The organism is Sinomonas flava, from assembly GCF_039531875.1.
Classification (GTDB): domain Bacteria; phylum Actinomycetota; class Actinomycetes; order Actinomycetales; family Micrococcaceae; genus Sinomonas; species Sinomonas flava.
Genome location: NZ_BAAAQW010000012.1, coordinates 113,361 through 134,619, shown reverse-complemented (window position 1 = coordinate 134,619; position 21,259 = coordinate 113,361). Strand labels below are relative to the sequence as shown.

Below are 21,259 nucleotides of genomic sequence, written 5' to 3'. Positions count from 1 at the left end.
GGGTATGGTCGTGAATACGCGTTATTGCAGTTCACCGAAAAGGAGCTGAAATGTCGGGGAAGTCGCCGCGAAATTCAAAGAATGCGAAGCAGGGTAAATCCATCAAGGAGAAGCGTGCCGAGAAGCGCGCCAAGGCCGCGACGGAGCAATTCCTCCCGAGGCGGCGCAAAGACGCCCTCTGACACTGCCCACCCGCTGATGTGGGCGGAAGCTCGGAGGGCCGGCCAGCGGTCCTGACTCCGCGGATCTGACGCGTCGAGTCGAGTCCAGAGGCGCTGGCCCGGACGGCCGGGGCGCACTGCGCCCCGGCCGTCCCTCTCTGCTCTGCAGGGTTCTTCTCAGAATGGGCGGAAAGCGCGCAGCGTGAGCAGGTGGATATCCGCGTTGCTGCAGGCCATAACCTGTGCGGGAATGAACAGCGAGCCGTAGTCTTCCGGCGGGTACACCCGGTAGCCGGCCGCGTCGACCACCGCGCAGTTCGTGTATTTCCCCGCCTGGCCCAGCCCGAATTCCGCGGCGCCGCTCTGTCCCGGCTCGAGGATGATCGGTGTCACGGGGGTCGAGGTCTCCCGGTCCGCGGGAGCGCCGATCGGTTCCCCCTGCGGGCCGTTGGTGAGCGAGACGCCCGCGAATCCCTCCAGCAGGCACGGGGTCTGCGAGACGTTCTTCAGGGCGAGGTTCTGGTACACCGTGCCCGCCGCTCCGCCCTGACCCGGCTGGATGCTGCCCTCGAGCTGCGTCGACAGGCATCGCGCGACGCCCGCCTGCCCCTGCCCGCCCTGGGCGGTTGCGGTCCCGCTGTCGCTGGGAGCAGGGGCCGGGGGCTGCGAGGCGGAGGGCGTGGCCGAACCCGACGACGACGGCGACGCGGCCGCCGTCGTCGGGCTTGCGGCGCTGCTGGTCGCCGACCCGGTGGGGGAGGCGCTGGTGCCGGAGCCGCAGCCCGCGAGGGCGGCGGCCAGTCCGACGGGGAGGAGGAGCGCTGCGGCGCGGCGGCGAGTCATAGTCCCACCTTTCACTCCAGTCACATCCGCGTCAAGGGTCCGCAGGCGTCACGATGCTCGGGAGCGTGTGCGCAGGAGTGCGAGGCCTCCCATCACGAGGCCCAGGATCCCCGCGACGAGCCCTGTCCAGCCCGCCGCGCCCGAGGCTGGGTCCGCGGCGGCATCCGATGCCACGGAGGCGGCGGCCGCATCCGCGCCGCTGCCGTGCGCGTCATGGCCGGAGGCCGTTGCCGCGGCGGGGGCCGTCACCGTGACGGAGGGCGCGGGAGCCTTGAGCCCGTGCGGGTCCTGGCCCTCGGCGGGGATCTCCTTCCAGTCGGTCTGGCCGGCCTCGCAGGTCTGCAGGGTCGGGAAGTACAGGGTCTTCCCGGCCGCGTCGACGGGCAGTTTGACGCTCAGGACAAGGGTGTCGCGCAGGTGCGCCTCGAGCGGGGCCTTTGCGGTGTAGACGACCTGGGCTGTCCGCTCGGTGACGCTCGAGCCGTCGGCGAGCTTCTGCGGTGCCCCGAGCTTCTGGGTCACCTTCTCCACGGTCCAGTTCGGGTTGACGGTGGGCTGCGCGTCGACCAGTTCGGCGGGGAGCGAGATCGCAACCTTCGTCGTGGGGCTCTCGCCGCACCCGTGCGGGATGGCGACGGTCAGGAGCGAGGAGGAACCGGCGTCGGTCGCGGAGGGCGTGATGCCCACGTGCGCGGCGGCAGCGCCGGCGCCGGCCAGGAGGAGGCCGCCGGCGACGGCGGCGGGAGCGAGCGTGCGGCGGGCGGGGGAGGCGTTCATGGCGTGGCCTTTCGCGGCGCGGCCCTCGGGCGCGCGCCAGTACGGAGGGTGCAGGTGACGGCGCCTCCGGGATCGGGGGCGCTCAGGCGAAGGCGGGTGCCGGGGGTGGGCCGCGCAGCGGCGGGGGTGCGGGCTGGCGCCACAGGAGCACGCGGCGGGCGGGGCGCGGGATTACCGGCAGGTCCGTCGTGGCAGGAATGACGGCGGCGGGCCGGGAAAGGCGGGTGAGCGGCCGGAGCCAGTCGGCCACGGCGGTCAGGGCGAGCTCGGCCCGGCGGAGCACGACGGCGCACGCGACCGTTGCGGCGGCATGCAGGGCCAGCATCAGGGGTGAGGCGTGCGCGTGGGCGGTGAGCACGTCGCCGCTGCTCACCGCGGCGCCCGACGGGAGCGAGGCCAGGGCTGCGGCCGCGTCACCGGAGTGCTGATGCCGCCCGCGGGCGAGCACGGCGGCTGCGGCGGAGGGAGCACTGCCGGGTGCGGCGAAGGCGGTGAACGCCTCGTGGAGCGCGAGCTGGCCCGCCCCGAGGACCGCGATCAGCGCCGGGACGCGCAGCCGGTACCGACCGGCGACTGTCGCGGCCAGGGCCACAAGCGCGACGAGCGCCAGAACGATGAAGGGGTGGGGCAGCGAGCCTCCCGCCCAGGCGTGCGCCCCGGCGGCGAGAGCGGTGACGGTGCCGGCGATCGCCGTCGTGCGCATGGCCCGTGCCGCGGACGGTACGTTCGGCACCGCATGCTGTCTTCGCACGCGGCACCTCCCGGGGATCAGGGCTGCGGCCGCCTCGAGGCCGCGGTCCCCAGTTTAGCGACGGGCCCGGCCCCCGCCCCCGGGAGGCCTTCGGCCGCGGCCTCACGGCTGCGCGGGGGATGCGCCTTCCGAAGGCCTATCCGGCGGCCTGAGGTCCCCGACGGCGCGGCGTGCCGCCCAGGCGGCGGCCGCCGTCGTCACCCCGATGGTGATGAGAGCGCCCAAGAGCAGGGCGGGGTCCTCGCCGGGCGCGAGGACGCCGACGCCGCGGCCGATCGTCGCCGCCGCGACGGGGACACCGAGCTGGGCGGCCGAGGCCGCGGCGAACGGCAGCGGCAGGCCCGTGAGCCGGTTGGCGGCATGGGCCGCCACGGCCCCGACGCCCAGCAGGAGGCCGAGCAGGATCATCTGGGGGTGTCCTGCCAGCTGCCGCAGGTCGATCGACGCCCCGAGCCATACGAAGAACACCGGGCCGAGGAAGCCGTCGTTGAGCGCGAATAGCTGCCGCGCGAGCCGGCGCGGCTCCCCGACGGCGGAGACCGCGAGCCCGAATGCGAACCCCGCGAGCATGATCGAGACGTGGGCGGCCACGGCGAGGCCGGCGAGGGCGAACAGGATCGAGAGCTGGATGCGCAGCTCGAGCGCGAACTTCCGCTCCTCCGAGACGTCGTGGAGGCGCTGGCGCGAGCCGTCGCGCTCGAAGTGCCTCAGGACAGCCCACAGGAGCACGGCGCACGCGGCCACCGCGAGCGCCCCCAGGGCCTTGGGCCCGGCGTTGGCCGGGTCGATGGCGAGCGGGAGGGCGACGATGGCCGCGACATCGGCGATGGCGACCTGCGCCGTGAGCTCGAGCACGCTGGGGCCCTTGAGCCTGAGCGAGTCCACGACCGGCAGGACCAGTGCCGCGGACGATGACGCCATGAGCACGGCGTAGAGCGGGCCGTTGGCGGACCCGAACCCGAGGGCGACGCTCACGCCGAGCGCCCCTGCGAGGACCGCAGCGACCGCGGCCCGGACTGCGCCCTTGCCCGCAGCGGACCGAATGGTGCTGTCTCGCATGGGCACGTGGGTGCCGGCGACGAACATCATGAGCGCGAACCCGATGTCCGCGAGGAAGGAGAGCGTCTCGTTGCCGGCATCCACCCACCCCAAAAACGAGACGCCGAAGCCCACTCCGGCAAGGAGTTCCCCGAGGACGAGGGGCAGATGCCATGACCGCTTCGCCGCGAGCGCCGGGCCGAGGAGCGCCACGACGCAGATGAGGGACAGCTCGACGAAGGACACTAGCGCCCACCCGGGCGGTCGGGCCCCATGGCGGACATGGTCGCTCCTTTCGGCTGCCGTGTGAGCCGCATCATACGCCGGGGTGCGCTTTCGGGGTGGGAGACGCAGCGTGCCTTGCGATAATGGAGGCATGCACCCGTCGTCGAGGCCGTCCCGCCTGCTGCGCGGGCTGTCCGCGGCCACGGTCGCGACGCTCGGGGCGCTCGCCTCGCACCTCGCCGGCGGCGGCGCTGTCCCGGGGCTTCTCGGCGTCGCCGTCCCCTGGGTCCTCTCGGTCTTCGTCTGCACGGGGCTGGCCGGGCGCAGGCTCTCCTTCTGGCGTCTGGCGCTCGGGATCTCGGCGAGCCAGCTGCTCTTCCACACCCTGTTCGTCCTGGGCACGACGCCGCACGCCCCGCTGCCGCCGTCGGCCCGCCACCTGCACGGGGCCGCCGCGCTCGGAACCGCCCTGCCGGCGGACGGCGCGATGGCGGACGCCATGGGCGGGGAGCCGTCGATGTGGCTCGCGCACGCCGCAGCTGCCTTCCTGACCATCGCCGCGTTCCACCGCGGAGAGCAGGCGATCGCGCGCCTGCGAGAGCTCGCTGTCGAGGTCTTGGCCTGGGCCAGGGAGAGCCTGCGCCTCGACCTTCCCGTCATCGTCCCCGTCCGCCCTGCCTATCCGACGGCAGCGCGGCACCGCGAGGCCGTCCCCTGCTCCGCGCCGCAGCGGTGCGCGGTCCAGCGCCGCGGACCACCGCGTCCCTTCGCGGCCTGACGCGCGCCTTCGGGCCGCCCGGGCCTTCTGGCATCCATCCACTGCATGACGCCGCCGCGCCTGGCGCGGGCGGCGCCGGTGGCCTGCGCCCGATGGACCGGCCGCCGGAGCCCCACGAAGGGACAACACCGTGAACACCTCTGCCCTCCTGCGCCTCGGCGCCCCCGTCCTCGCCGCTGCATTCGCCCTGACCGGATGCGCCGGCGGTCCTTCTGCCGGTGCGCCCGCTCAGACCGCTTCGGGCCAGACCGCCTCGGCCGGAACCCCGTCGGGAACGGCCGGCTCTGCCGTGACCGTGTCCGACGCCTGGGTCAAGGCCGCCCCGACCGGGATGACCGGGGCGTTCGGGACCATCGCCAACACCGCGCCGCGGGACGTCACGCTCGTTGCCGCGAGCACAGACGCCGCGCACCGCGCCGAACTCCACGAGACCGTGGCCGGCTCATCCGGCCAGCCGGCGATGCGCGCCAAGGACGGCGGCTTCACGATCCCGGCCGGAGGCTCGCTCGCACTCCGGCCGGGCGCGGACCACATCATGCTCATGGACCTCGCCGCCCCGCTCAGGGCCGGCGACGACGTCACCGTCACGCTGACGTTCTCGGACCACTCGACCCTCGACGTCACCGCGCGGGTCAAGGACTTCTCGGGCGCCAACGAGTCCTACGTGGGAACCCCTTCGCCCTCCGCCGGGGCGGGGCATTGACGCGCTCGGCGGCCGCCGCACCGATGCGGCCGCGCCAGAGCAGGAGGCAGTTCCTCATCGGCGGGGCCGCCGCCGGGGTCGGAGCGGCCGCGGCGCTCGGCACGGTCAGCGCGCTCGACCACGCGCCGGCGGCCCAGGCCGAGGCGCCGCTGAACGGCGGCCACACGGTGCCGTTCTTCGGAGAGCACCAGGCCGGGGTGGACACGAGCCCGCAGGCCCACGCCGCCTTCGTGGGCCTGGACCTGCGGGACGGGGTCGACCGGGAGGGCCTGCGCCGCATGATGCGGCTCCTCTCCGACGACGCCGCCCGGCTCACCCAGGGCGCTCCGGCTCTCGCGGACACCGAGCCTGAGCTCGCGGCCGTCCCGGCCGGGCTCACCGTGACGTTCGGCGTCGGGGCCCGCTTCGTGCAGCGTGCCGGCGGCCAGACCCCGGCGTGGCTGAGGCCGCTGCCCGCATTCGGCATCGACCGGCTGCGGCCGGAGTTCTCCGACGGAGACCTGCTCGTGCAGATCGCCGCGGACGACCCGGTCACGGTCGCCCACGCGTCCCGGATGCTGCTGAAGGACGCGCGGAGCTTCGCCGCCGTCCGGTGGGTGCAGCGCGGCTTCCGCCGGGCCTACGGGTCCACCCCCGCGGGCACCACCATGCGGAACCTCTTCGGCCAGGTCGACGGCACGGCGAACCCCGTCCCGGGGACGCCGGGCTTCGACGAGGCCGTGTGGTCCGGGCAGGGGTGGCTGGCCGGGGGGACGGGGGCGGTGGTCCGCCGCATCCACATGGACCTCGACGGGTGGGACGCGCTCGATCCGACGGGGAAGGAGGCGTCTGTGGGCCGGCGGCTGGCGGACGGGGCGCCGCTGACCGGGGGCAGCGAGCACGATGAGCCGGACTTCTCCGCCACGACCCCGCTCGGCTTCCCTGTGATCGCCGACTACTCACACGTGAGGCGGGCCCGGGGCGAACAGCCGGCAGCGCCGGCCGAGCGCATCTTCCGACGCGGATACAACTACGACGACACCCCGGTCGGCGGCGACGTCTCGAACTCGGGGCTGCTCTTCGTCTCGTTCCAGGCCGACGTGGACCGCCAGTTCGTGCCCATCCAGCGGCGGCTCGACGAGTTGGACCTCCTCAACCGGTGGACAACGCCGATCGGCTCGGCCGTGTTCGCGATCCCACCGGGGTGCCGCGAGGGCGGCTACATCGGGGAGACCTTGCTGGGCTGAGGCCGTCCGGGAATGACGAAGGCCCCGGGTTCCGCCTGAATCGGCGGGTCCCGGGGCCTTCGTGCTGGGCGGTGGTGGAGGGATTTGAACCCCCGTTGGCTTTTACACCAAACATCATTTCGAGTGATGCACCTTCGGCCGCTCGGACACACCACCAGCAGGCATTTACTTTACCGGCTGCTGCGCGCAGGTCAAAACTGAACCCGCTCGGGGGCTCAGGATGGGAGGGGTCCGGGGCCGCTCCCACGGGCGCCGAGCCCGGGCCCGACGGGGACGTGCGCCGCGTACGCCGACGCGGTCCACAGGTGGGTGAGTGCGTAGGCCCGGAAGGGGCTCCATGCCCGGGCACGCTCCGCTGCCTCGCGGGGGCTGAGACCGCCGAGCGCCCGGCGCAGGACCAGGTCGCCTGGGGTGAACGCATCGCGGTGGCCGTACCGCACCTCGAGGTAGTCCGCGGTCCACGGTCCGATCCCGGGCAGGGCCAGGAGCTCAGCGCGGCTGAGGGGAAGGGTGCCGGGCAGGACTGCTCGCGCACTGCCCTCGGCCCCTGTGCTGTCCGTGGACTGTCGCCCCTGGTCCTGTGCGGTCACGACGGCTCTGGCCAGGGCACTCACGGTCCTCGCTCGCACGGCGGTGAGCCCGACGGCCGCCCTCAGGATCTCGGTGTCCTGGTCCGCGAGCGCCTCGGCGGTCGGGAAGGAGACCAGCCCCGCGGGACCGGGCGTGCCGAAGGCGGCGACCAGCCGGCCGGCGAAGGTCCGCCCTGCGCCGAGCGAGACCTGTTGGCCCAGCACCGTGGTCACCGCGGTCTGGAACGGGTCCGTCGTGCCGATGACGCGCAGAGCTGGACGCGCTCGGACGCACGGCCCCAGGTCGGGATCGGCTCCCAGCGCCCGGCGCACGGGCTTCAGGTCGGCCGAGAGGTCGAGCCAGCGCTCGACGGAGGCCAGCACCGCGGCGACCGCTGCCGGGTCCTCCGTGCCGAGGGCCACCTCCGCCCCGTCCCGATCGAACCACACCCTCACCGCCACGGGCCCGAGTGCCGTGGGCACGAGACGTTCGTGGGCGAACGCCTCGACGTCCGTCCGCTCGACCCCCGGCACGGTATGCGCCGCGAGGCTGGCGACGATGGCCTCGGGTTCCATGCCGCCCCGCGCATCGAGGCGGACCCGGGTGCGCTGCGGCCCGACATATGCGGCCACGGCGTCAGGCCTCTGGAAGGGGCCAGACCCCCGAGCTGCCCCGGCGGTGGCTGCCCACCAGATGGGTGTCGATGATGCCGACAGCCTCCATCAGCGCGAACATCGTGGTAGGCCCGACGAACGAGAAGCCGCGCCTGCGCAGCGCCTTGGACAGGGCCACGGACTCGGGGGAGGTCGAGGGAACGTCCGCGTAGGTTACCGGAGCCGGGGTCTCTGCCGGCTGGAAGGACCACACGAACTCGGCCAGACCCCCTTCGTCGCGCAGGGCGATGGTGGCCCTCGCGTTGGTGACGGCTGCGTTGATCTTGGCCCGGTTCCGGACGATGCCCTCGTTGAGCATGAGGCGTTCGACGTCGTCGTCCGTGAAGTGCGCGACGGCGTCGGGGTCGAAGTCCGCGAACGCCTCCCGGAAGGCGGGCCGCTTCCGCAGGATGGTCGCCCACGAGAGCCCGGCCTGGAACCCCTCGAGGCAGATGCGCTCGTACATGCCCTGTTCGTCCCGCACGGGCAGGCCCCACTCGGTGTCGTAGTACTGCTGCATGAGGGCATCGGAACTGGCCCATGAGGGACGAGCCAGACCGTCCTCGCCCGTGATGAGTGACGTCTCGCTCATGGTGTTCCCCTTCCAGCGGTGCGGGTCGAGACGTCATCGATTCCGGTGACGCGGAGTGTGATGTTGATGCGCCCGGAACGGATCCCGCAGTCCGGCGGCGCCGTCCCGGGGAACGTCTTCTGCACCCCGTGGAAGGCGAGCCGGGACGGGCCGCCGAACACGAACAGGTCCCCGGACGCGAGGACAAGGTCTTCGTAGGGCTTGGAGCGCGTCTCGGTGTTGCCGAACCGGAAGAGGCAGCTGTCCCCGATGGACAGCGAGACGACCGGCTCACGGGATGCCTCGTCGCGGTCCTGGTGCATCCCCATGCGGGCCTGGTCGTCGTAGAGGTTCACCAGGGCCGTGTCCGGGGTGTAGCGCTCCGCCTGCTCTCCCTCGCCGTACGCCTCGGCCAGCGCGAGGCGTCCCACGCGCACCAGCCAGTCCGGGAAGCCGAGGACGCGCGCCCCGTTCACATCCGTGGCCTCCCGGCTGTAGCGGTAGGGCTGCCAGTGCCAGCCCAGGCAGACAGTCTTCACCGACATCTCGTGGCCGCGCACGGACGCCGCCCGGAGGGGGACCGGGCCGGCGGCCCACTCGCGGAACCGGTCGGCGATCCATGACTGCTGCTCGGGGCGCAGCCACCCGGGCACGTGCACAGCGCCGGGGGACACGACCCGGCGGGGGCGCTCGAGCAGGTCGTCGCCGAACAGGGCACTCGTCATGCGGCAGCCGCCTCGAGCTGCAGGAGGAGGGACTTTGCCTCCAGCCCGCCGATGTACCCGCCCAGGCTGCCGTCCGAGCGCAGGACCCGATGGCAGGGCACCAGGACCGGCAGCGGGTTCGTGGCACACGCCGTCCCCACGGCCCGCACTGCCTTGGGGTTCCCCACGGCACGCGCCACCTCGGTGTAGCTCTCGGTGACGCCGAACGGGATCTCGCCGAGATGCTGCAGGACGGTGCGGCGGAATCCCGCGGAGAGGCTCAGGTCTAGGGGCACATCGAATCGGCGGCGCCGGCCGGCGAAGTACTCCTCGATCTGCCGGGCGGCCGACGCCAGCCGGCCGGGGGCTTCGAGGACCCGCGGGCTGAGCCGGTCAGAGAGCTGCTGGAGGATCAGGTCGTGACCCTCGCGCTCGTAGGCCACCCGGACGAGGCCCCTGTTCGTGGCCGCGATGAGGAGCGGGCCCACGGGGGAGTCGACGATGCGGTAGGCGACATCCAGGACGCCCTCGCCCGTAGCCCTCTCGGCGAGGGACGCGCGGAGGCGGACGAGCACAGCCGGATCGATCTCGGTCAGGTGCGGGGCGAAGGCGAGGTCGACCGGACCGGTCCGATCCGGGCCCGGCCCAGCGCCCGTCTGGTCAGTCATGCGGGTCTCCTTTCAATGATGCGGCAGCGACGAGGCCCCGCAGCTTCCTGAGCCCATCGGAGGCAGCCCTCCGTGCCGCCGCAGGCGTCCCCCCGACGATCTCGGCGATCTCCCCGAACGGGAGGTCTGCGAGATACCGGTACGCGATCACCCTCCGCTGCTTGTCAGGGAGGAGCGCGACGTGCTCCCACACGCCATCTCCGGGGGGCCCCGGATTCCCCAGCCGCGAATGGCCTTCGGGGAGGTCGGCGAGGGGCACGGCCCGCCTGCCCGCCGCGCGGACCGAGTCGAGCGAGCGCCGATGGGCGATGGTCACGAGCCAGGCCTCCGCGTTGGCGCCCGCGGGAAGGTCGCAGTAGGCGCGCAGCGCGGACAGGAACGTCTCCTGCCACACGTCCTCGGCCTCCACAGGCCCGACGACCGCGCGGCACACGCGCAGCACCGTGGCGCCGTGGAGTTCGACGAGCTTCTCGAAGGGCTGTTTCGTGTCCATCACCATGCAGACGCCGCAGGGACCGGAAATGTGAGGTGCAGGTTCATGTTCGCGCCGATCAACGTCCTGACGGGGCCCGCCGTTCAGCGGTGCTCCGCGAAGAATGACCGCAGGAGAGCGCCGCACTCGTCCTCGAGCACGCCCCCATAGACCTCGACCCAGTGGTTGAGCCTCCGCTCGCGCAGGATGTCGAACACGCTGCCTGCCGCCCCCGCCTTCTCGTCCCACGCGCCGAAGACCACCCGGGGAATCCGGGCGAGCACGATCGCCCCCGCGCACATGGCGCACGGCTCGAGGGTGACCACGAGCGTGCAGTCGGCCAGACGCCAGCCGTCGCCGCCGTCGTGCGCGAGACGCGCCGCGGCTGCACGGATCGCCTGGACCTCGGCGTGCGCAGTCGGGTCGCCCACCGCCTCGCGCTCGTTGCGCCCGACGGCGAGCACCTCGCCGCCGGGGCCGACGACGACCGCGCCGATCGGGACGTCGCCGGTCTGCTCCGCGGCCCTGGCCTCCGCGAGCGCAAGCCGCATCCACTGCTCGTGGCGCGCGTCCTGGTTCAGGGGTTCGGGGGCGGGCATGGCTCCAATGATAGGTTCGAGGCCCCAGCCGAGGAGGGAAGAGCCATGCACCGCCTGATCGATGCGCTCTGGAAGCTGCTGGGGCCCAACGGCTCGATGTGGACGCTGCTCGCGATCGGCGCGGCGCTCGCGCTCGGGTTCAGCTGGGCCGGGGGCGAGGTCTACGAGTCGGTCGTGGAGAAGGGCGCCCTCGCAGCCATGGACCAGCCGGTGCTGGACTGGGCTGTCGCCTCCCGCACGCCGGCGCTCATGGCCGGGGTCACCGCCTTCACGAACGTCGGAGGCGGGGTGATCGCACCCATCACGGCGGCTGCCGCGATGGTCCTCCTCGCGATCTGGATGCGCCATTGGCGCCCGCTCGTCCTCGTCCCCGCCGCTGCCGCAGGGTCGCTGCTCGTGACGATCTTCGGCAAGGAGCTCACCGGTCGCGCCCGGCCCCCGCTCGCACTCGCCGTTCCGCCCTACGAGTACTCGGCGTCGTTCCCCAGCGGCCACACCCTCAACGCCACCGTCATCGCCGGCATCGTGGTGTACCTCGCGTGCCTGAAGCTGAAGGCACTGTGGTCCCGGGTGGCCGCGATCGCCGCCGGGGGACTGTACGCGCTCGCGATCGGGCTGTCCCGGGTCTACCTGGGCCACCACTGGCTCACCGACGTCATCGCGGCCTGGCTCCTCGGGCTCGCGTGGCTGAGCGTCGTGATCTTCGCCCACCGCGTCTTCCACCTCATGCGGCTCCGCAGGGCCGCTGCGCGGGCCAGGGTGCAGGCCGCGGGACCGGGGGATGAGTCCGCATCGTGAGATGCGGTAGCTTGTCCGCATGCGCACACTCGTGGTGGACCACCCGCTCGTTGCCCACAAGCTCACCGTCCTGAGGGACAAGAACACCCCGAGCCCGGTCTTCCGGCAGCTGGCCGAAGAGCTCGTGACCCTGCTCGCCTACGAGGCGACCCGCGAGGTCCGCACCGAGCCCGTCACCATCGAGACGCCGGTCGCCACGACCGTCGGCACCGCCTTCACCAAGCCGACCCCGCTTGTCGTCCCCATCCTCCGGGCCGGCCTCGGCATGCTTGAGGGCATGGTCAAGCTCGTGCCCACCGCCGAGGTCGGGTTCCTCGGCATGGCACGCGATGAGGAGACCCTGGACATCGTCACGTACGCCGAGCGGCTCCCCGAGAACCTCACGGGCCGCCAGGTCTTCGTCCTCGACCCGATGCTCGCCACCGGCGGCACGCTGAGCGAGGCCATCAGGTTCCTCTTCAAGCGGGGCGCGAGCGACGTGACGTGCATCTGCCTCCTCGCCGCCCCCGAAGGGCTCAAGCGGGTCGAGGAGGGCGTGGGGGACGCGAAGGTCACGGTGGTCCTCGCCTCGATCGACGAGCGGCTCAACGAGAAGGCCTACATCGTCCCCGGGCTCGGCGACGCCGGAGACCGCCTCTACGGTCTCGCGAAGTAGTGCGACGCTGGCTGCCAGGCGCCCCGCATCTCAGCGGGTTCCGGGCAGCAGGTCCGGGCTGGTGGGCAGCGGCAGCGACGGAACCCTCGGCAGGAGGCTGTCTGCGGGCGCGCTCGGCAGCGCGCTGGGCTCGACACCGGGCGGGAGCGGAACCGTCGGCACGGACGGGGCGAGGTTCGGCTGGATCGCGCTCGGCGTCGCGGTCTGCGTCGGGGACGGCGTCTCGGTGGGCCGAGCGGCAGAGGTCGCGGCCGGCGTCGTGAGCTGGACCTCCGGCGACGGCGGGGCGGCCGGCGTGCCCGCCGTGGGCGCGGCGGGGGCGGTCCGCGCCGGGGCGGGGGATTCGGTCTGCTGTCCCGTCACCGTCCCGATGATGGTCCCGACTCCGCCGCCGAGGCCGCCGCGGAGGCTGGAATCGGCGACGCCGACTGCCGCGGTGCCGAGCGCAGCGGCGGCGATGATGACGGCGGCGGCGACCGGGCGCCGCCGGCGGGCGGCCCGTCGCTCCCTCTGACGGGAAAGATCGATGACGTCCGCGGTCTCGTCGGCGGTGTGGCCCAGGAGCGCGGCCGCGGCGGGGCTCGTAACCGTGGAGAGGGGGGCTGTGGGCAGCGCCGCGGTGGGCATGCCAGCGACGTCGCCCTCGTCGACGAGGAGTGCGGCCAGCGCGCGGTTCGGCTCTACGGGCCCCTCGTGGGCCACGGCCCGGAGCTCGTCCAGCAGGGGGCGCAGGTCATCCGCCTCGTCGGCATCCAGGTCGGCGAGGAGCTGGTCGACGATGAGGAGATCGTCCGGATCCTGGGTGGCGTTCATCGTGTGCTCAGTTCTGCGGTCTTCGCGGTGGCTCGGAGGGCATCGAGTGCTCGGCGCTGGAGCTGCTTCACGGCGCCGGTAGTCCGTCCCATGATCTCGGCCGTCTGCTCGATGGACAGGTCGGCGACGACTCTCAGCAGGAGCACCTCCCGGTGGTCGTCGCTGAGGTCGCCCAGGAGGCGAAGCACCCCCGACGCGGCGAGGACCTCGTCCTCGGGGGTGGGGGGTGAGGGCCGCGGGTCCTCGTCCTGCTCGTGGGCGACGAGGAGCGGGGTGCGCGAGCGGCGGCGGTGGTGGTCGACCGCGCGTCCGTGGGCGATGGTGAAGGCCAGCGCCTTCGCCCCTTCGAGGCCGCCGGTCACGCGCGGTGGGGTGCCGGGCCCGGCGTCGCCTTCGGGGGGAGTCATGCGGGTGTAGAGGGCGAGGAAGACGTCATGGGTCGCTGCGTCCGGGTCATCCACACCGCGGGCCCGGAGGTACCCGCGAACGGATGCCGAGTAGGTCCGGTAGGCAGCCGTGAAGAGGCTCGCCAGGTCGGCGGGGCCCGCATCGGGGCCCGTGTGGCCGGGCAGCTTCTGGGTCGTCAACCGGTCTTCCTCCTTGCGGCGCTGTCTGCGCCGGCCTATGCCTCGTGCCGCGGAGCCCGAAGGGCGGACTCCACGGCACGGTGCATGAGCCTACCGAACTATCGCGTCAGAGCCGAAGCGGCATCGCCCGGGAGCGCCGGGGCGGACGGCGCGTTCGCGACATCCGGCAGCGCCGGGGCCGACGGAAGTGCCGGGGCGGCGGGAACGGTCGGGACGGCCGGGACGGCCGGGGCGGCGGGAGCCGCGACGGCGCCGTTCGCGCCGGCGGAGCCGGTCGCCGAAGCCTTGAGGACGTCAGCGCAGAACACGTTGACGTTCGCCTCGCCGTTCGCCGCGAGGGTCAGGGACTTGTAGGCCGACGACGCCGCGTCGAGGCCGCCGTTGGCGCGCGCCGTGCAGAGGCCAGGGAGGTCGATGCCGGCGGCGTCGACGGAGGCAGAAGCGCCAGCCTTCGTGGCGGTGGCCTTCGCGGCCGCGTCGGCCGCGGCGGCCTGGGCGTCGGCGACGGCGGACTTCGCCGCGCCGGTGGCCTTGTCGGCGGCCTCGGTTGCGGCGGCCGTGGCCTTGGAGGCCTCGTCCGTCACGGCGGACTTCGCGGCGGTGGCGGCACCCTTGGCCTCATCGAGCGCGGGGGCGGGAGCGCCGAGGACGTTGTGGGCCACCTGCTGTGCCGGCGTGGGCAGGGAGCCGGTGTAGGCGGCGGAACCGACGCCCGCGACGGTGAGGGCGCCGACGGCGGCGGCGCTCGCGGCGATCTTGCTCGAGGCGAGGACAGTGAACAGCGACATGCGGAAAACTCCTGGGGGATCGAGACCAAGGACGAGGCCCGATCAGCGGGCCTTCACCTGTCCAACCGACACCCCCACGCAGAAGGTCACGCGCTGCAGGAACTTTTTTTTGGTCCCTTCCACGGGTGCGGACACGGCCTGTCCGCAAGACGCCCGCGTGAGGGTTCCCGCCGCCGTCGTGCGCGCCTAGCGTGAGCGCATGAACTGGAAACTCGAACTGGCCTTCATCCCCGTCACCGACGTCGATCGCGCGATCGACTTCTACGTCAACAAGGTCGGCTTCCACCTCGACTACGACCAGCGGGTCAGCGACGAGCTGCGCTTCGTGCAGATCACGCCGCCCGGGTCTGCCTGCTCGATCGCCTTCGGAGAAGGCCTGTCGGAGAACCCGCCGGGCACGTCCTCGCTGCAGATCGTGGTGGCCGACATCCAGAAGGCCCACGACGAGCTCGCGTCCCGCGGGGTCGAGGTCACGGACGTCCAGGTGCTCGAATGGGGCCACTTCACGACGTTCGATGACCCCGACGGCAACCACTGGGCCATCCAGTACCTGCCGAATCGGCCCAACGGGTGAATCCTCCCTACGCCGGCTGGCTCGGAGAGAGGACCGAGGAGAGGTCGTAGCTGACGGGCTCCTCGAGCTGGTCATAGGTGCACGACTCCGGTGAGCGGTCCTCGCGCCACCGGACCCACTGCGCCGTGTGGCGGAAGCGGTCGCCCTCCATGTGGTCGTACTTGACCTCGACGACGCGTTCTGGCCGGAGCGGGGTGAACGAGAGGTCCTTGTTCGCGTTCCAGCGCGAGTGCGCCGCCGCCGTGGGGGTGCGGGGGATTGACTGGTCGCGGTTGTCGGGCAGGACCTCGGCCGGCTGCGCCCACGCCCAGGGATGCCCCTCGAACGTGGTCACGAGGGGCTGCAGCTCCTCGAACAGCTCCCTGCGGCGGGCCATCGGGAACGCCCCGATGACCCCCACCGAATGGAGCCGGCCCTCGGCATCGTGCAGTCCCAGGAGCAGGGACCCGATCGCGTCGGGCTCGTTCCTATAGAGCCGGTAGCCGGCCACGACGCAGTCCGCCGTGCGCTCGTGCTTGAGCTTGGACATGACCCGCTTGTCCTCGGCATAGGGCTCCCCGAGCGGCTTGGCGATGACGCCGTCCAGGCCGGCGCCCTCGAAGGCGCGGAACCATTCCAGCGCGGTCTCCGGATCGGCGGTCGCCTGGGTGAGGTAGACCGGGGGCGCCGCGTTCTTGAGCGCCTCCTCGAGCGCCGTGCGCCGTTCCCGGAACGGGCGCTCCACGTAGTTGGCCTGGCCCAGGGCGAGCAGGTCGAAGGCCACGAAGCTCGCAGGCGTGGCGGCGCTGAGCTTGGCGATGCGGGAGGCCGCGGGGTGGATGCGCTGCTGGAGGGCGTCGAAGCTGAGGCGGTCGCCGGTGTCCGGGTCCACGAGGATGATCTCGCCGTCGATGACCGAGTGGTCGGGCAGGTTCGCCACGAAGGCCTGCACGAGTTCGGGGAAGTAGCGCGTCATGGGGAGGCCGTTGCGCGATCCGATCTCCACCCGGTCTCCGGAGCGCCAGACGATCGAGCGGAAGCCGTCCCACTTGGGCTCGTAGAGGTACTCGCCGGTCGGCAGCTTCTTGACCGGCTTGGCCAGCATCGGTCCGTACGGGGGAGCGATCGCGGTGCCCCATTCGGCGTCGCGCTCCGCCTTGGGCGCCGAGTAGTCCTCGTCGGCGCGGTCTGCCTTGCGCTTGCTCGGTGGCACCCGCGGCGGCTCGCCGGGCATCTTGGGGTAGTCCGGCGGGAAGTTGAGCTCGCCGAGCCCGCGCTCGAGGTCCGCGTCCCACAGGGCGAGGGCGCCCGCGATGTCGCCCGGCGCCGCGTCAATGTCCGCCCACGGGCAGGCCCGTTCGGCCAGGAGCCCGGGAACTGTGCGGACGGTGAAGGCACGCGGGTCGGCGTCGGGGAGCTCGTCCCAGGCCAGCGGGGTCGAGACGGGCGCGTGCGTCAGGGGCCGGGGGGAATAGGCCGCGGCGATCGTGCGGTCGCGGTTGGCCTGGTTGAAGTCGACGAAGACCCGTTCGCCGCGTTCCTCCTTCCACCAGGACGTGGTCACGAGGTCCGGCATGCGCCGCTCGAGTTCGCGCGCGATCCCGATGACGCCGTGCCGCACGTGCTGGAACTCGTGCGTGGGCCGGATGCGCGCGTAGACGTGGACGCCCCTGTTGCCCGAGGTCTTCGCGTAGGCGGTGAGCCCGGCCTCCGCCATGACCTCCCGGAGGGCCAGCGCCGCGGTGACCGCATCGCCGAATCCCCGTCCGGGCTGCGGGTCGAGGTCGATCCGCAGCTCGTCGGGGTTGTCCAGGTTCGCCGTGCGCACCGGCCACGGGTGGAAGGTGATCGTTCCCATCTGCGCCGCCCACGCGAGCGCGGCGGCCTCGTCGAACACGAGCTGGTCGTGGCGCCGGTGCGACGGGTACGTGCACGTGACCGTCCGCAGGTACGACGGCGCGCCCCGCGGCGGCCGCTTGGAGAAGAACTCCTCGCCGTCGATCCCTTCGGGGAAGCGCTGCAGCGTCATCGGCCGGTCGCCATTGAGCCGCAGGAACTCCGGCGCCACCGCGATGAGGTACCGGGCGAGGTCGCGCTTGGTCAGGGGCTCACCGCCCTCGACGCCGGGCCAGAGCACCTTGTCGGGGCTGCTCAGCTTGACCTCCCGAACGCCGTCGGGGCCGTCCACGTGCAGGATCTCGGAATCCGCCATGGGCCCACCGTAGCCGCCACTGCCGCCGTTGCGGCAGAGCTCAGCCGAGCCGGTACACGGTCGTCCCCCCGATCGTCTGGGCCGGGAAGTCCGCCTCGACCCATGCCGCGATCTCGCGGGCGGCATCGGAACCCGAGCTGCCCTGCATCATGTTCGCGGCGATGAACCAGTGGACCTTCCCGTCCGCGACGAGCTGCTGGAACTGGGCGAGGGTGGGGCTCGGGTCCGTGCCGTTGAACCCGCCGAGGGCCATGATGGGCAGCTGGGTCGCAAGCTGGTACCCAGCTGCGTTGTTGGAGCCCACGACGGCTGCCGCCCACGTGTACCCGGACGCGTCGGCTGTCAGGGCGGTGACCAGCTCGGACGACGGCGTGGTCGCGCCCAGGAGCCCGCCCGCGCCTCCGCGGCCCCCACCGAAGCCGGTTGTGGCACCGCCGGAAGCGCCCTGCCCGGCGGGGGGCCCGCCCTGGGCGCGCCCGGCGAACGCACCGGCCGCTGTTCCGCGCTGGCCGCCGCCTGGCCCGAACCCGGAGGAGGGCCCCGCCGTCACGATCGCTCCCGAGTGCGGCGTGCCGACCGTCTGGAGCGTGAATGCGAGCGGCCCGGCGAGGGCGCCCACGACGGCGAGTGCCGCCGTCGTGCGCCCGGCCCACCCCGGGAGCCGCAGCCCGACGGCCCCCGCGAGCACCACGGCGGCCGCGGCGAGACCGGCGGCAGCGACCACCCACGCGAGCCACGGCACGAAGCCGCTGGCCCGGCCCAGGAGTGTCGCGCCCATGAGGCCGGCGGCCGCGATGGCCGCGGCGAGGGCGGCGCCGTCGAACGCGCCGCGGCGCCGCTGCCACAGCACCGCTGACCCGAGGCCCACGAGGGCCGCGATCCCGGGGGCCAGGGCCACGCTGTAGTACTCGTGGATGATGCCCTCCATCAGGCTGAACGTGAGCCCCGTGACGAGGACCCACCCGCCCCACACGATCGCCGAGGCGCGCACCGCGTCAGTGCGCGGCGCCCGCCGACCCGCCCAGAGGAGGGCAGCGCCCAGGATGAGGGCCGCGGGCAGGAGCCAGGCGATCTGCCCGCCGAACGAGGACGAGAACAGACGCAGCAGCCCGCTCTGGCCCCACCCGTTGCCTCCGCCCACCGAGCCGACCTCGTTGCCGCTGAGCCGCCCGAGGCCGTTGTACCCGAGGGTGAGCTCGAGGATCGAGTTGGTCTGGGACCCGCCGATGTAGGGCCGTGCGCTCGCGGGGACGAGTTCGACCGCTGCGATCCACCATCCGGCGGCGGCTGCCATCGCCGCGAGCGCTCCGCCCAGATGGAGAAGCCGCTTCCCGAGACCCTGCGGCGCCGCCCACAGGTACGCCAGCGCGAAGCCCGGCACCACGAGGAGCACCTGCAGCTGCTTGGCGAGGAAGCCGAGGCCCAGCAGGGCGCCTGCCGCCAGGAGCCACCGGGCGTGCCCGCCCTGGATGGCCCGGATCGTCGCGTACGCGGCCGCCGTCATGAGCAGGACGAGGAGCGCATCGGGGTTGTTGAAGCGGAACATGAGCGCCGCGACGGGGGTCAGGGCGAGCACGACGGCGGCGAGGAGCCCCGCCGCGTGCGCCGCACCGTCGCTCCCGGTCGCCGGGCGGGCGGCACGCCGCACCGCGAGGTACAGGATCCACGCCGTGGCCACACCCATGAGGGCCTCGGGGACGAGGATCGACCACGGGCTGAGCCCGAAGAGCCGGACCGAGAGGCCCATGATCCAGAGCGCGGCGGGCGGCTTGTCGACCGTGATCGAGTTCGCCGCATCCGAGGAACCGAAGAAGAACGCCTCCCAGCTCTGGCTGCCGGCCTGGGCCGCCGCCGAGTAGAACGCGTTGGCCCACCCGCTCGCCCCCAGGTCCCACACGTAGAGGGCGGTGATCGCGGCGAGCACGACGCCGAGCTCGGCGCGCCGCCGCACGGCACCGGCCGCGGCGGCCGGCCGGGCGCCGTCGTGCGCACCCGCGGGATGTGACCTCCAGGAGATGACCCCCAGATGGGAGGAGGAATCGACGGCCATCAGCCCACCAGCCTGTACACGGTGGTGCTGCCGACCGTCTGGGCCTGGAAGTTCGCCTCGACCCACTGGGCGATCGCCGAGGTGTCGGTGCCGCCGCCGCGGCCTCCGAAGCCGCCGCCCGTGCCGCCGCCGGCGATGTAGTAGGTGACCTCGCCGTCGGCGACGAGAGCCTTGAACTGGTCGAGGCTCGGGTACGGGTCGCTGCCGGTGAAGCCGCCCATCGCGATCACATTCGTGTTGGACGCGAGTTCGAGGGCGGCCGCCGAGTTGGAGCCGTTGGTCGCGGCCGACCACTTGGTGGTGGTCTGCTGCAGGAGCGCGACGACCTCGCTCGAAGCGGACGTGCCGCCGGGGCCGCCGCCGCCGCCGGGGTTGCCGACACCGGCTTCCGCCTGGCCGCTGGCGTCCGCCGCCGCGCCGTCGGTGCCTATGCGGTCGCGAGCCTGGCCGAAGCCGGCGCGTGCGGCGCCGAAGCCCTCGCCGCCGGACGGGCCGGAGGTGGGGATCGCTCCACTGTGGCCCACCGAGGCCGTGGCGACCGTGAATGCGGCGGTGCCCAGGCCGCCGGCCAGCAGGGCCGCGACGGCGACGGCGATCGCGCCGACCTTGATCCGGTCGACGCGGACCAGGAGGCCCACGGCAGCGACGACGCCCATGACCACGATGACGACCCGCAGCCAGGGCAGCCACGAAGCGTCTCGGCCGAGGAGCACTGCGGTCCAGATGCTCGTGGCGAGCACGGTGACCGCGAGCATGATCCGGGAGGGCCAGTAGGCCCGGCCGCGCCACAGCTCGGCGGAGCCGATGCCGACGACGCCGGCGATCCCGGGGGCGAGGGCGATCGCGTAGTAGGGGTGGACAGTGCCGGTCATGAAGCTGAAGACGGCCGCGGTCAGCAGCGTCCACCCGCCCCAGACGATGAGGGAGGCGCGGACGCGGTCCGTCCGGACGGCGCGGCGGGTGAACCAGAGGCCGGCGACCAGCAGGATGAGCGCCGCGGGGAGGAGCCAGGAGATCTCGGCGCCGAAGCTCGTGCCGAACATGCGCAGGATCCCCGCGGTCCCTCCGAAGCCCGCGTTGCCGCCGCCCGGGCCGCCGCTGGCAGCCGCGCCGCCGAAGCCGCCCTGTCCGCCACCCGCGCGGTTGCCGAAGATGCGCGCGAGCCCGTTGTACCCGAAGGTGAGCTCGAGGAAGCTGTTGGTCTGCGAGCCCGCCATGTAGGGACGCGCGCTCGCGGGCGTGAGCGTGAAGGCGAGGACGTAGGCGCCGGCGACGGCGATGATCCCGCCGAGCGCGCCGAACAGGTGCACCAGGCGTCGCCGCAGCGTGGTCGGGGCGGCCCACAGGTAGGCCAGGCCGAGCGCCGGGACGATGATGACGCCCTGGAGCATCTTGGTCAGGAACGCCAGGCCGACCAGCGCGCCCGCGCCCATGAGCCACGTCCACCCGGCCTTCTCGATCGCGCGGACGGTCATGTAGGCCGCGGCGGCGAGGCAGAACGTGAGCATCGCGTCCGGGTTGTTGAACCGGAACATGAGCGCCGCGACGGGGGTGGCCGCGAGCGCCGCACCGGCGATGAGGCCCGCGGCCGGCCCGCTCACCCGCTTGACCGCCGCGTACAGCAGGGCCACGGCCGCGACGCCCATGAGCGCCTCGGGCAGGAGCATGGTGAAGGAGGTGAAGCCGAAGAGCCGACCCAGGAGCCCGGGAAGCCAGAACGCCGCGGGCGGCTTGTCCACGGTGATGGCATTGGCGGCGTCGATCGAGCCGAAGAACCACGCGGTCCAGTCCTTGCTGCCGGCCTGGACCGCGGCCGCGTAGAACTCGTTGGCCCAGCCGGAGTTGGTGAGGTTCCAGAGGTAGGTGAAGGCCGTCGCGACGAGGAGCGCCGCGGCGGACGGGCGGACCCAGCGCGGCTGGTCCGCGCCGAAGGCGACACGGCGCCAGTCGGGCCAGCTGCGCGCACGACGGCGGGAGGAACCCGGCGCCGTCCGCTGGCCGGACGGCGTGGTCGCCGGGGCGTCGGGGGTGAGGGATGCGGTCATGGGGAGAAGCCTTTCGGTC

Annotated in this window: 22 protein-coding genes and 1 tRNA gene; 6 read left to right on the top strand and 17 right to left on the bottom strand. The window is 73.1% G+C overall.

Annotated elements, in window-relative coordinates:
• Window positions 1–338 precede the first annotated feature (338 nt).
• From ABD298_RS16970 to ABD298_RS16955, 4 genes are all read right to left on the bottom strand, one after another.
• The gene (locus tag ABD298_RS16970) at window positions 339–1,004 is read right to left on the bottom strand and encodes a DUF4232 domain-containing protein (protein ID WP_344300984.1); all 666 of its coding nucleotides are present in this window, start codon (window positions 1,002–1,004) and stop codon (window positions 339–341) included.
• 48 nt (window positions 1,005–1,052) lie between these two features.
• Window positions 1,053–1,781 carry a YcnI family copper-binding membrane protein gene (locus ABD298_RS16965; RefSeq protein ID WP_344300983.1) on the bottom strand — a complete coding sequence of 243 codons (729 nt, stop codon included), beginning with the start codon at window positions 1,779–1,781 and terminating at the stop codon, window positions 1,053–1,055.
• Window positions 1,782–1,863: 82 nt separating this feature from the next.
• Window positions 1,864–2,514 carry a hypothetical protein gene (locus ABD298_RS16960; RefSeq protein ID WP_344300982.1) on the bottom strand — a complete coding sequence of 217 codons (651 nt, stop codon included), beginning with the start codon at window positions 2,512–2,514 and terminating at the stop codon, window positions 1,864–1,866.
• A 120-nt stretch (window positions 2,515–2,634) separates the two neighbouring features.
• Window positions 2,635–3,816 (bottom strand): cation:proton antiporter, encoded by a 1,182-nt coding sequence (locus ABD298_RS16955; protein WP_344300981.1) that lies wholly within the window; start codon window positions 3,814–3,816, stop codon window positions 2,635–2,637.
• A gap of 130 nt (window positions 3,817–3,946) precedes the next feature.
• On the opposite strand from ABD298_RS16955, the gene ABD298_RS16950 reads away from it, so the two are divergent.
• From ABD298_RS16950 to ABD298_RS16940, 3 genes are all read left to right on the top strand, one after another.
• The gene (locus ABD298_RS16950) at window positions 3,947–4,573 is read left to right on the top strand and encodes a hypothetical protein (RefSeq protein WP_344300980.1); all 627 of its coding nucleotides are present in this window, start codon (window positions 3,947–3,949) and stop codon (window positions 4,571–4,573) included.
• A gap of 130 nt (window positions 4,574–4,703) precedes the next feature.
• Window positions 4,704–5,276, top strand: a complete 573-nt coding sequence (locus ABD298_RS16945) for a copper chaperone PCu(A)C (RefSeq protein ID WP_344300978.1) — start codon at window positions 4,704–4,706, stop codon at window positions 5,274–5,276.
• 23 nt (window positions 5,277–5,299) lie between these two features.
• Entirely contained in the window at window positions 5,300–6,502 is a 1,203-nt protein-coding gene (locus ABD298_RS16940) for a Dyp-type peroxidase (RefSeq protein WP_344301003.1), read from the top strand.
• Window positions 6,503–6,571: 69 nt separating this feature from the next.
• Here ABD298_RS16940 and ABD298_RS16935 read toward each other — a convergent pair.
• The 7 genes from ABD298_RS16935 to tadA form a co-directional block, all read right to left on the bottom strand.
• Window positions 6,572–6,658: transfer RNA gene (locus ABD298_RS16935), tRNA-Ser, on the bottom strand.
• A 59-nt stretch (window positions 6,659–6,717) separates the two neighbouring features.
• Complete coding sequence (locus ABD298_RS16930) at window positions 6,718–7,704, bottom strand: DNA-3-methyladenine glycosylase family protein (RefSeq protein ID WP_344300977.1); 987 nt, start codon at window positions 7,702–7,704, stop codon at window positions 6,718–6,720.
• A 4-nt stretch (window positions 7,705–7,708) separates the two neighbouring features.
• Window positions 7,709–8,317: a DNA-3-methyladenine glycosylase I gene (locus ABD298_RS16925; protein WP_344300976.1), complete on the bottom strand. Its 609-nt coding sequence runs from the start codon at window positions 8,315–8,317 to the stop codon at window positions 7,709–7,711.
• Window positions 8,314–9,021: an alpha-ketoglutarate-dependent dioxygenase AlkB family protein gene (locus ABD298_RS16920; protein ID WP_344300975.1), complete on the bottom strand. Its 708-nt coding sequence runs from the start codon at window positions 9,019–9,021 to the stop codon at window positions 8,314–8,316. Before ABD298_RS16920 ends, ABD298_RS16925 begins: the two co-directional genes overlap by 4 nt.
• On the bottom strand, window positions 9,018–9,668 hold the full coding sequence (locus tag ABD298_RS16915; RefSeq protein ID WP_344300974.1) for a methylated-DNA--[protein]-cysteine S-methyltransferase: 651 nt from the start codon (window positions 9,666–9,668) through the stop codon (window positions 9,018–9,020). The genes ABD298_RS16920 and ABD298_RS16915 overlap by 4 nt, the downstream gene beginning before the upstream one ends.
• A complete protein-coding gene (locus tag ABD298_RS16910) occupies window positions 9,661–10,161 on the bottom strand; it encodes an RNA polymerase sigma factor (RefSeq protein ID WP_344300973.1) in 501 nt (166 codons plus the stop codon). Before ABD298_RS16910 ends, ABD298_RS16915 begins: the two co-directional genes overlap by 8 nt.
• Before the next feature lie 83 nt (window positions 10,162–10,244).
• Complete coding sequence (gene tadA / locus ABD298_RS16905) at window positions 10,245–10,739, bottom strand: tRNA adenosine(34) deaminase TadA (RefSeq protein ID WP_344300972.1); 495 nt, start codon at window positions 10,737–10,739, stop codon at window positions 10,245–10,247.
• A 45-nt stretch (window positions 10,740–10,784) separates the two neighbouring features.
• Here tadA and ABD298_RS16900 point away from each other — a divergent pair, with 45 nt between their 5' ends.
• Window positions 10,785–11,537, top strand: a complete 753-nt coding sequence (locus ABD298_RS16900; protein ID WP_344300971.1) for a phosphatase PAP2 family protein — start codon at window positions 10,785–10,787, stop codon at window positions 11,535–11,537.
• A 19-nt stretch (window positions 11,538–11,556) separates the two neighbouring features.
• Window positions 11,557–12,192: a uracil phosphoribosyltransferase gene (upp, locus tag ABD298_RS16895; protein WP_208711558.1), complete on the top strand. Its 636-nt coding sequence runs from the start codon at window positions 11,557–11,559 to the stop codon at window positions 12,190–12,192.
• Window positions 12,193–12,222: 30 nt separating this feature from the next.
• Here upp and ABD298_RS16890 read toward each other — a convergent pair whose 3' ends face one another.
• The 3 genes from ABD298_RS16890 to ABD298_RS16880 all read right to left on the bottom strand — a co-directional run bounded on the left by ABD298_RS16890 (window position 12,223) and on the right by ABD298_RS16880 (window position 14,380).
• Window positions 12,223–13,005: a hypothetical protein gene (locus ABD298_RS16890; protein WP_344300970.1), complete on the bottom strand. Its 783-nt coding sequence runs from the start codon at window positions 13,003–13,005 to the stop codon at window positions 12,223–12,225.
• Entirely contained in the window at window positions 13,002–13,592 is a 591-nt protein-coding gene (locus ABD298_RS16885; RefSeq protein WP_344300969.1) for an RNA polymerase sigma factor, read from the bottom strand. Before ABD298_RS16885 ends, ABD298_RS16890 begins: the two co-directional genes overlap by 4 nt.
• A gap of 98 nt (window positions 13,593–13,690) precedes the next feature.
• The gene (locus ABD298_RS16880; RefSeq protein WP_344300968.1) at window positions 13,691–14,380 is read right to left on the bottom strand and encodes a protein tyrosine phosphatase; all 690 of its coding nucleotides are present in this window, start codon (window positions 14,378–14,380) and stop codon (window positions 13,691–13,693) included.
• 199 nt (window positions 14,381–14,579) lie between these two features.
• Here ABD298_RS16880 and ABD298_RS16875 point away from each other — a divergent pair, with 199 nt between their 5' ends.
• Entirely contained in the window at window positions 14,580–14,954 is a 375-nt protein-coding gene (locus tag ABD298_RS16875) for a VOC family protein (protein WP_344300967.1), read from the top strand.
• Between the two features lie 7 nt (window positions 14,955–14,961).
• Here the strand turns inward: ABD298_RS16875 and ABD298_RS16870 are convergent, their stop codons facing one another.
• The 3 genes from ABD298_RS16870 to ABD298_RS16860 are packed head-to-tail and all read right to left on the bottom strand — an operon-like array spanning window position 14,962 to window position 21,240.
• Window positions 14,962–17,145, bottom strand: a complete 2,184-nt coding sequence (locus ABD298_RS16870) for an ATP-dependent DNA ligase (protein WP_344300966.1) — start codon at window positions 17,143–17,145, stop codon at window positions 14,962–14,964.
• A gap of 40 nt (window positions 17,146–17,185) precedes the next feature.
• The gene (locus ABD298_RS16865; RefSeq protein ID WP_344300965.1) at window positions 17,186–19,195 is read right to left on the bottom strand and encodes an ArnT family glycosyltransferase; all 2,010 of its coding nucleotides are present in this window, start codon (window positions 19,193–19,195) and stop codon (window positions 17,186–17,188) included.
• Window positions 19,195–21,240 carry a glycosyltransferase family 39 protein gene (locus tag ABD298_RS16860; RefSeq protein WP_344300963.1) on the bottom strand — a complete coding sequence of 682 codons (2,046 nt, stop codon included), beginning with the start codon at window positions 21,238–21,240 and terminating at the stop codon, window positions 19,195–19,197. The genes ABD298_RS16865 and ABD298_RS16860 overlap by 1 nt, the downstream gene beginning before the upstream one ends.
• Window positions 21,241–21,259: the final 19 nt, after the last annotated feature.

What these genes read in the sequence shown, in the direction of transcription:
- ABD298_RS16970 (WP_344300984.1), bottom strand. Translation starts at nt 1,004, where the DNA reads ATGACTCGCCGCCGCGCCGCAGCGCTCCTCCTCCCCGTCGGACTGGCC.
- ABD298_RS16965 (WP_344300983.1), bottom strand. Translation starts at nt 1,781, where the DNA reads ATGAACGCCTCCCCCGCCCGCCGCACGCTCGCTCCCGCCGCCGTCGCC.
- ABD298_RS16950 (WP_344300980.1), top strand. Translation starts at nt 3,947, where the DNA reads ATGCACCCGTCGTCGAGGCCGTCCCGCCTGCTGCGCGGGCTGTCCGCG.
- ABD298_RS16940 (WP_344301003.1), top strand. Translation starts at nt 5,300, where the DNA reads ATGCGGCCGCGCCAGAGCAGGAGGCAGTTCCTCATCGGCGGGGCCGCC.
- ABD298_RS16925 (WP_344300976.1), bottom strand. Translation starts at nt 8,317, where the DNA reads ATGAGCGAGACGTCACTCATCACGGGCGAGGACGGTCTGGCTCGTCCC.
- ABD298_RS16920 (WP_344300975.1), bottom strand. Translation starts at nt 9,021, where the DNA reads ATGACGAGTGCCCTGTTCGGCGACGACCTGCTCGAGCGCCCCCGCCGG.
- ABD298_RS16915 (WP_344300974.1), bottom strand. Translation starts at nt 9,668, where the DNA reads ATGACTGACCAGACGGGCGCTGGGCCGGGCCCGGATCGGACCGGTCCG.
- ABD298_RS16910 (WP_344300973.1), bottom strand. Translation starts at nt 10,161, where the DNA reads ATGGACACGAAACAGCCCTTCGAGAAGCTCGTCGAACTCCACGGCGCC.
- tadA (WP_344300972.1), bottom strand. Translation starts at nt 10,739, where the DNA reads ATGCCCGCCCCCGAACCCCTGAACCAGGACGCGCGCCACGAGCAGTGG.
- ABD298_RS16900 (WP_344300971.1), top strand. Translation starts at nt 10,785, where the DNA reads ATGCACCGCCTGATCGATGCGCTCTGGAAGCTGCTGGGGCCCAACGGC.
- upp (WP_208711558.1), top strand. Translation starts at nt 11,557, where the DNA reads ATGCGCACACTCGTGGTGGACCACCCGCTCGTTGCCCACAAGCTCACC.
- ABD298_RS16890 (WP_344300970.1), bottom strand. Translation starts at nt 13,005, where the DNA reads ATGAACGCCACCCAGGATCCGGACGATCTCCTCATCGTCGACCAGCTC.
- ABD298_RS16880 (WP_344300968.1), bottom strand. Translation starts at nt 14,380, where the DNA reads ATGTCGCTGTTCACTGTCCTCGCCTCGAGCAAGATCGCCGCGAGCGCC.
- ABD298_RS16875 (WP_344300967.1), top strand. Translation starts at nt 14,580, where the DNA reads ATGAACTGGAAACTCGAACTGGCCTTCATCCCCGTCACCGACGTCGAT.
- ABD298_RS16870 (WP_344300966.1), bottom strand. Translation starts at nt 17,145, where the DNA reads ATGGCGGATTCCGAGATCCTGCACGTGGACGGCCCCGACGGCGTTCGG.
- ABD298_RS16865 (WP_344300965.1), bottom strand. Translation starts at nt 19,195, where the DNA reads ATGGCCGTCGATTCCTCCTCCCATCTGGGGGTCATCTCCTGGAGGTCA.
- ABD298_RS16860 (WP_344300963.1), bottom strand. Translation starts at nt 21,240, where the DNA reads ATGACCGCATCCCTCACCCCCGACGCCCCGGCGACCACGCCGTCCGGC.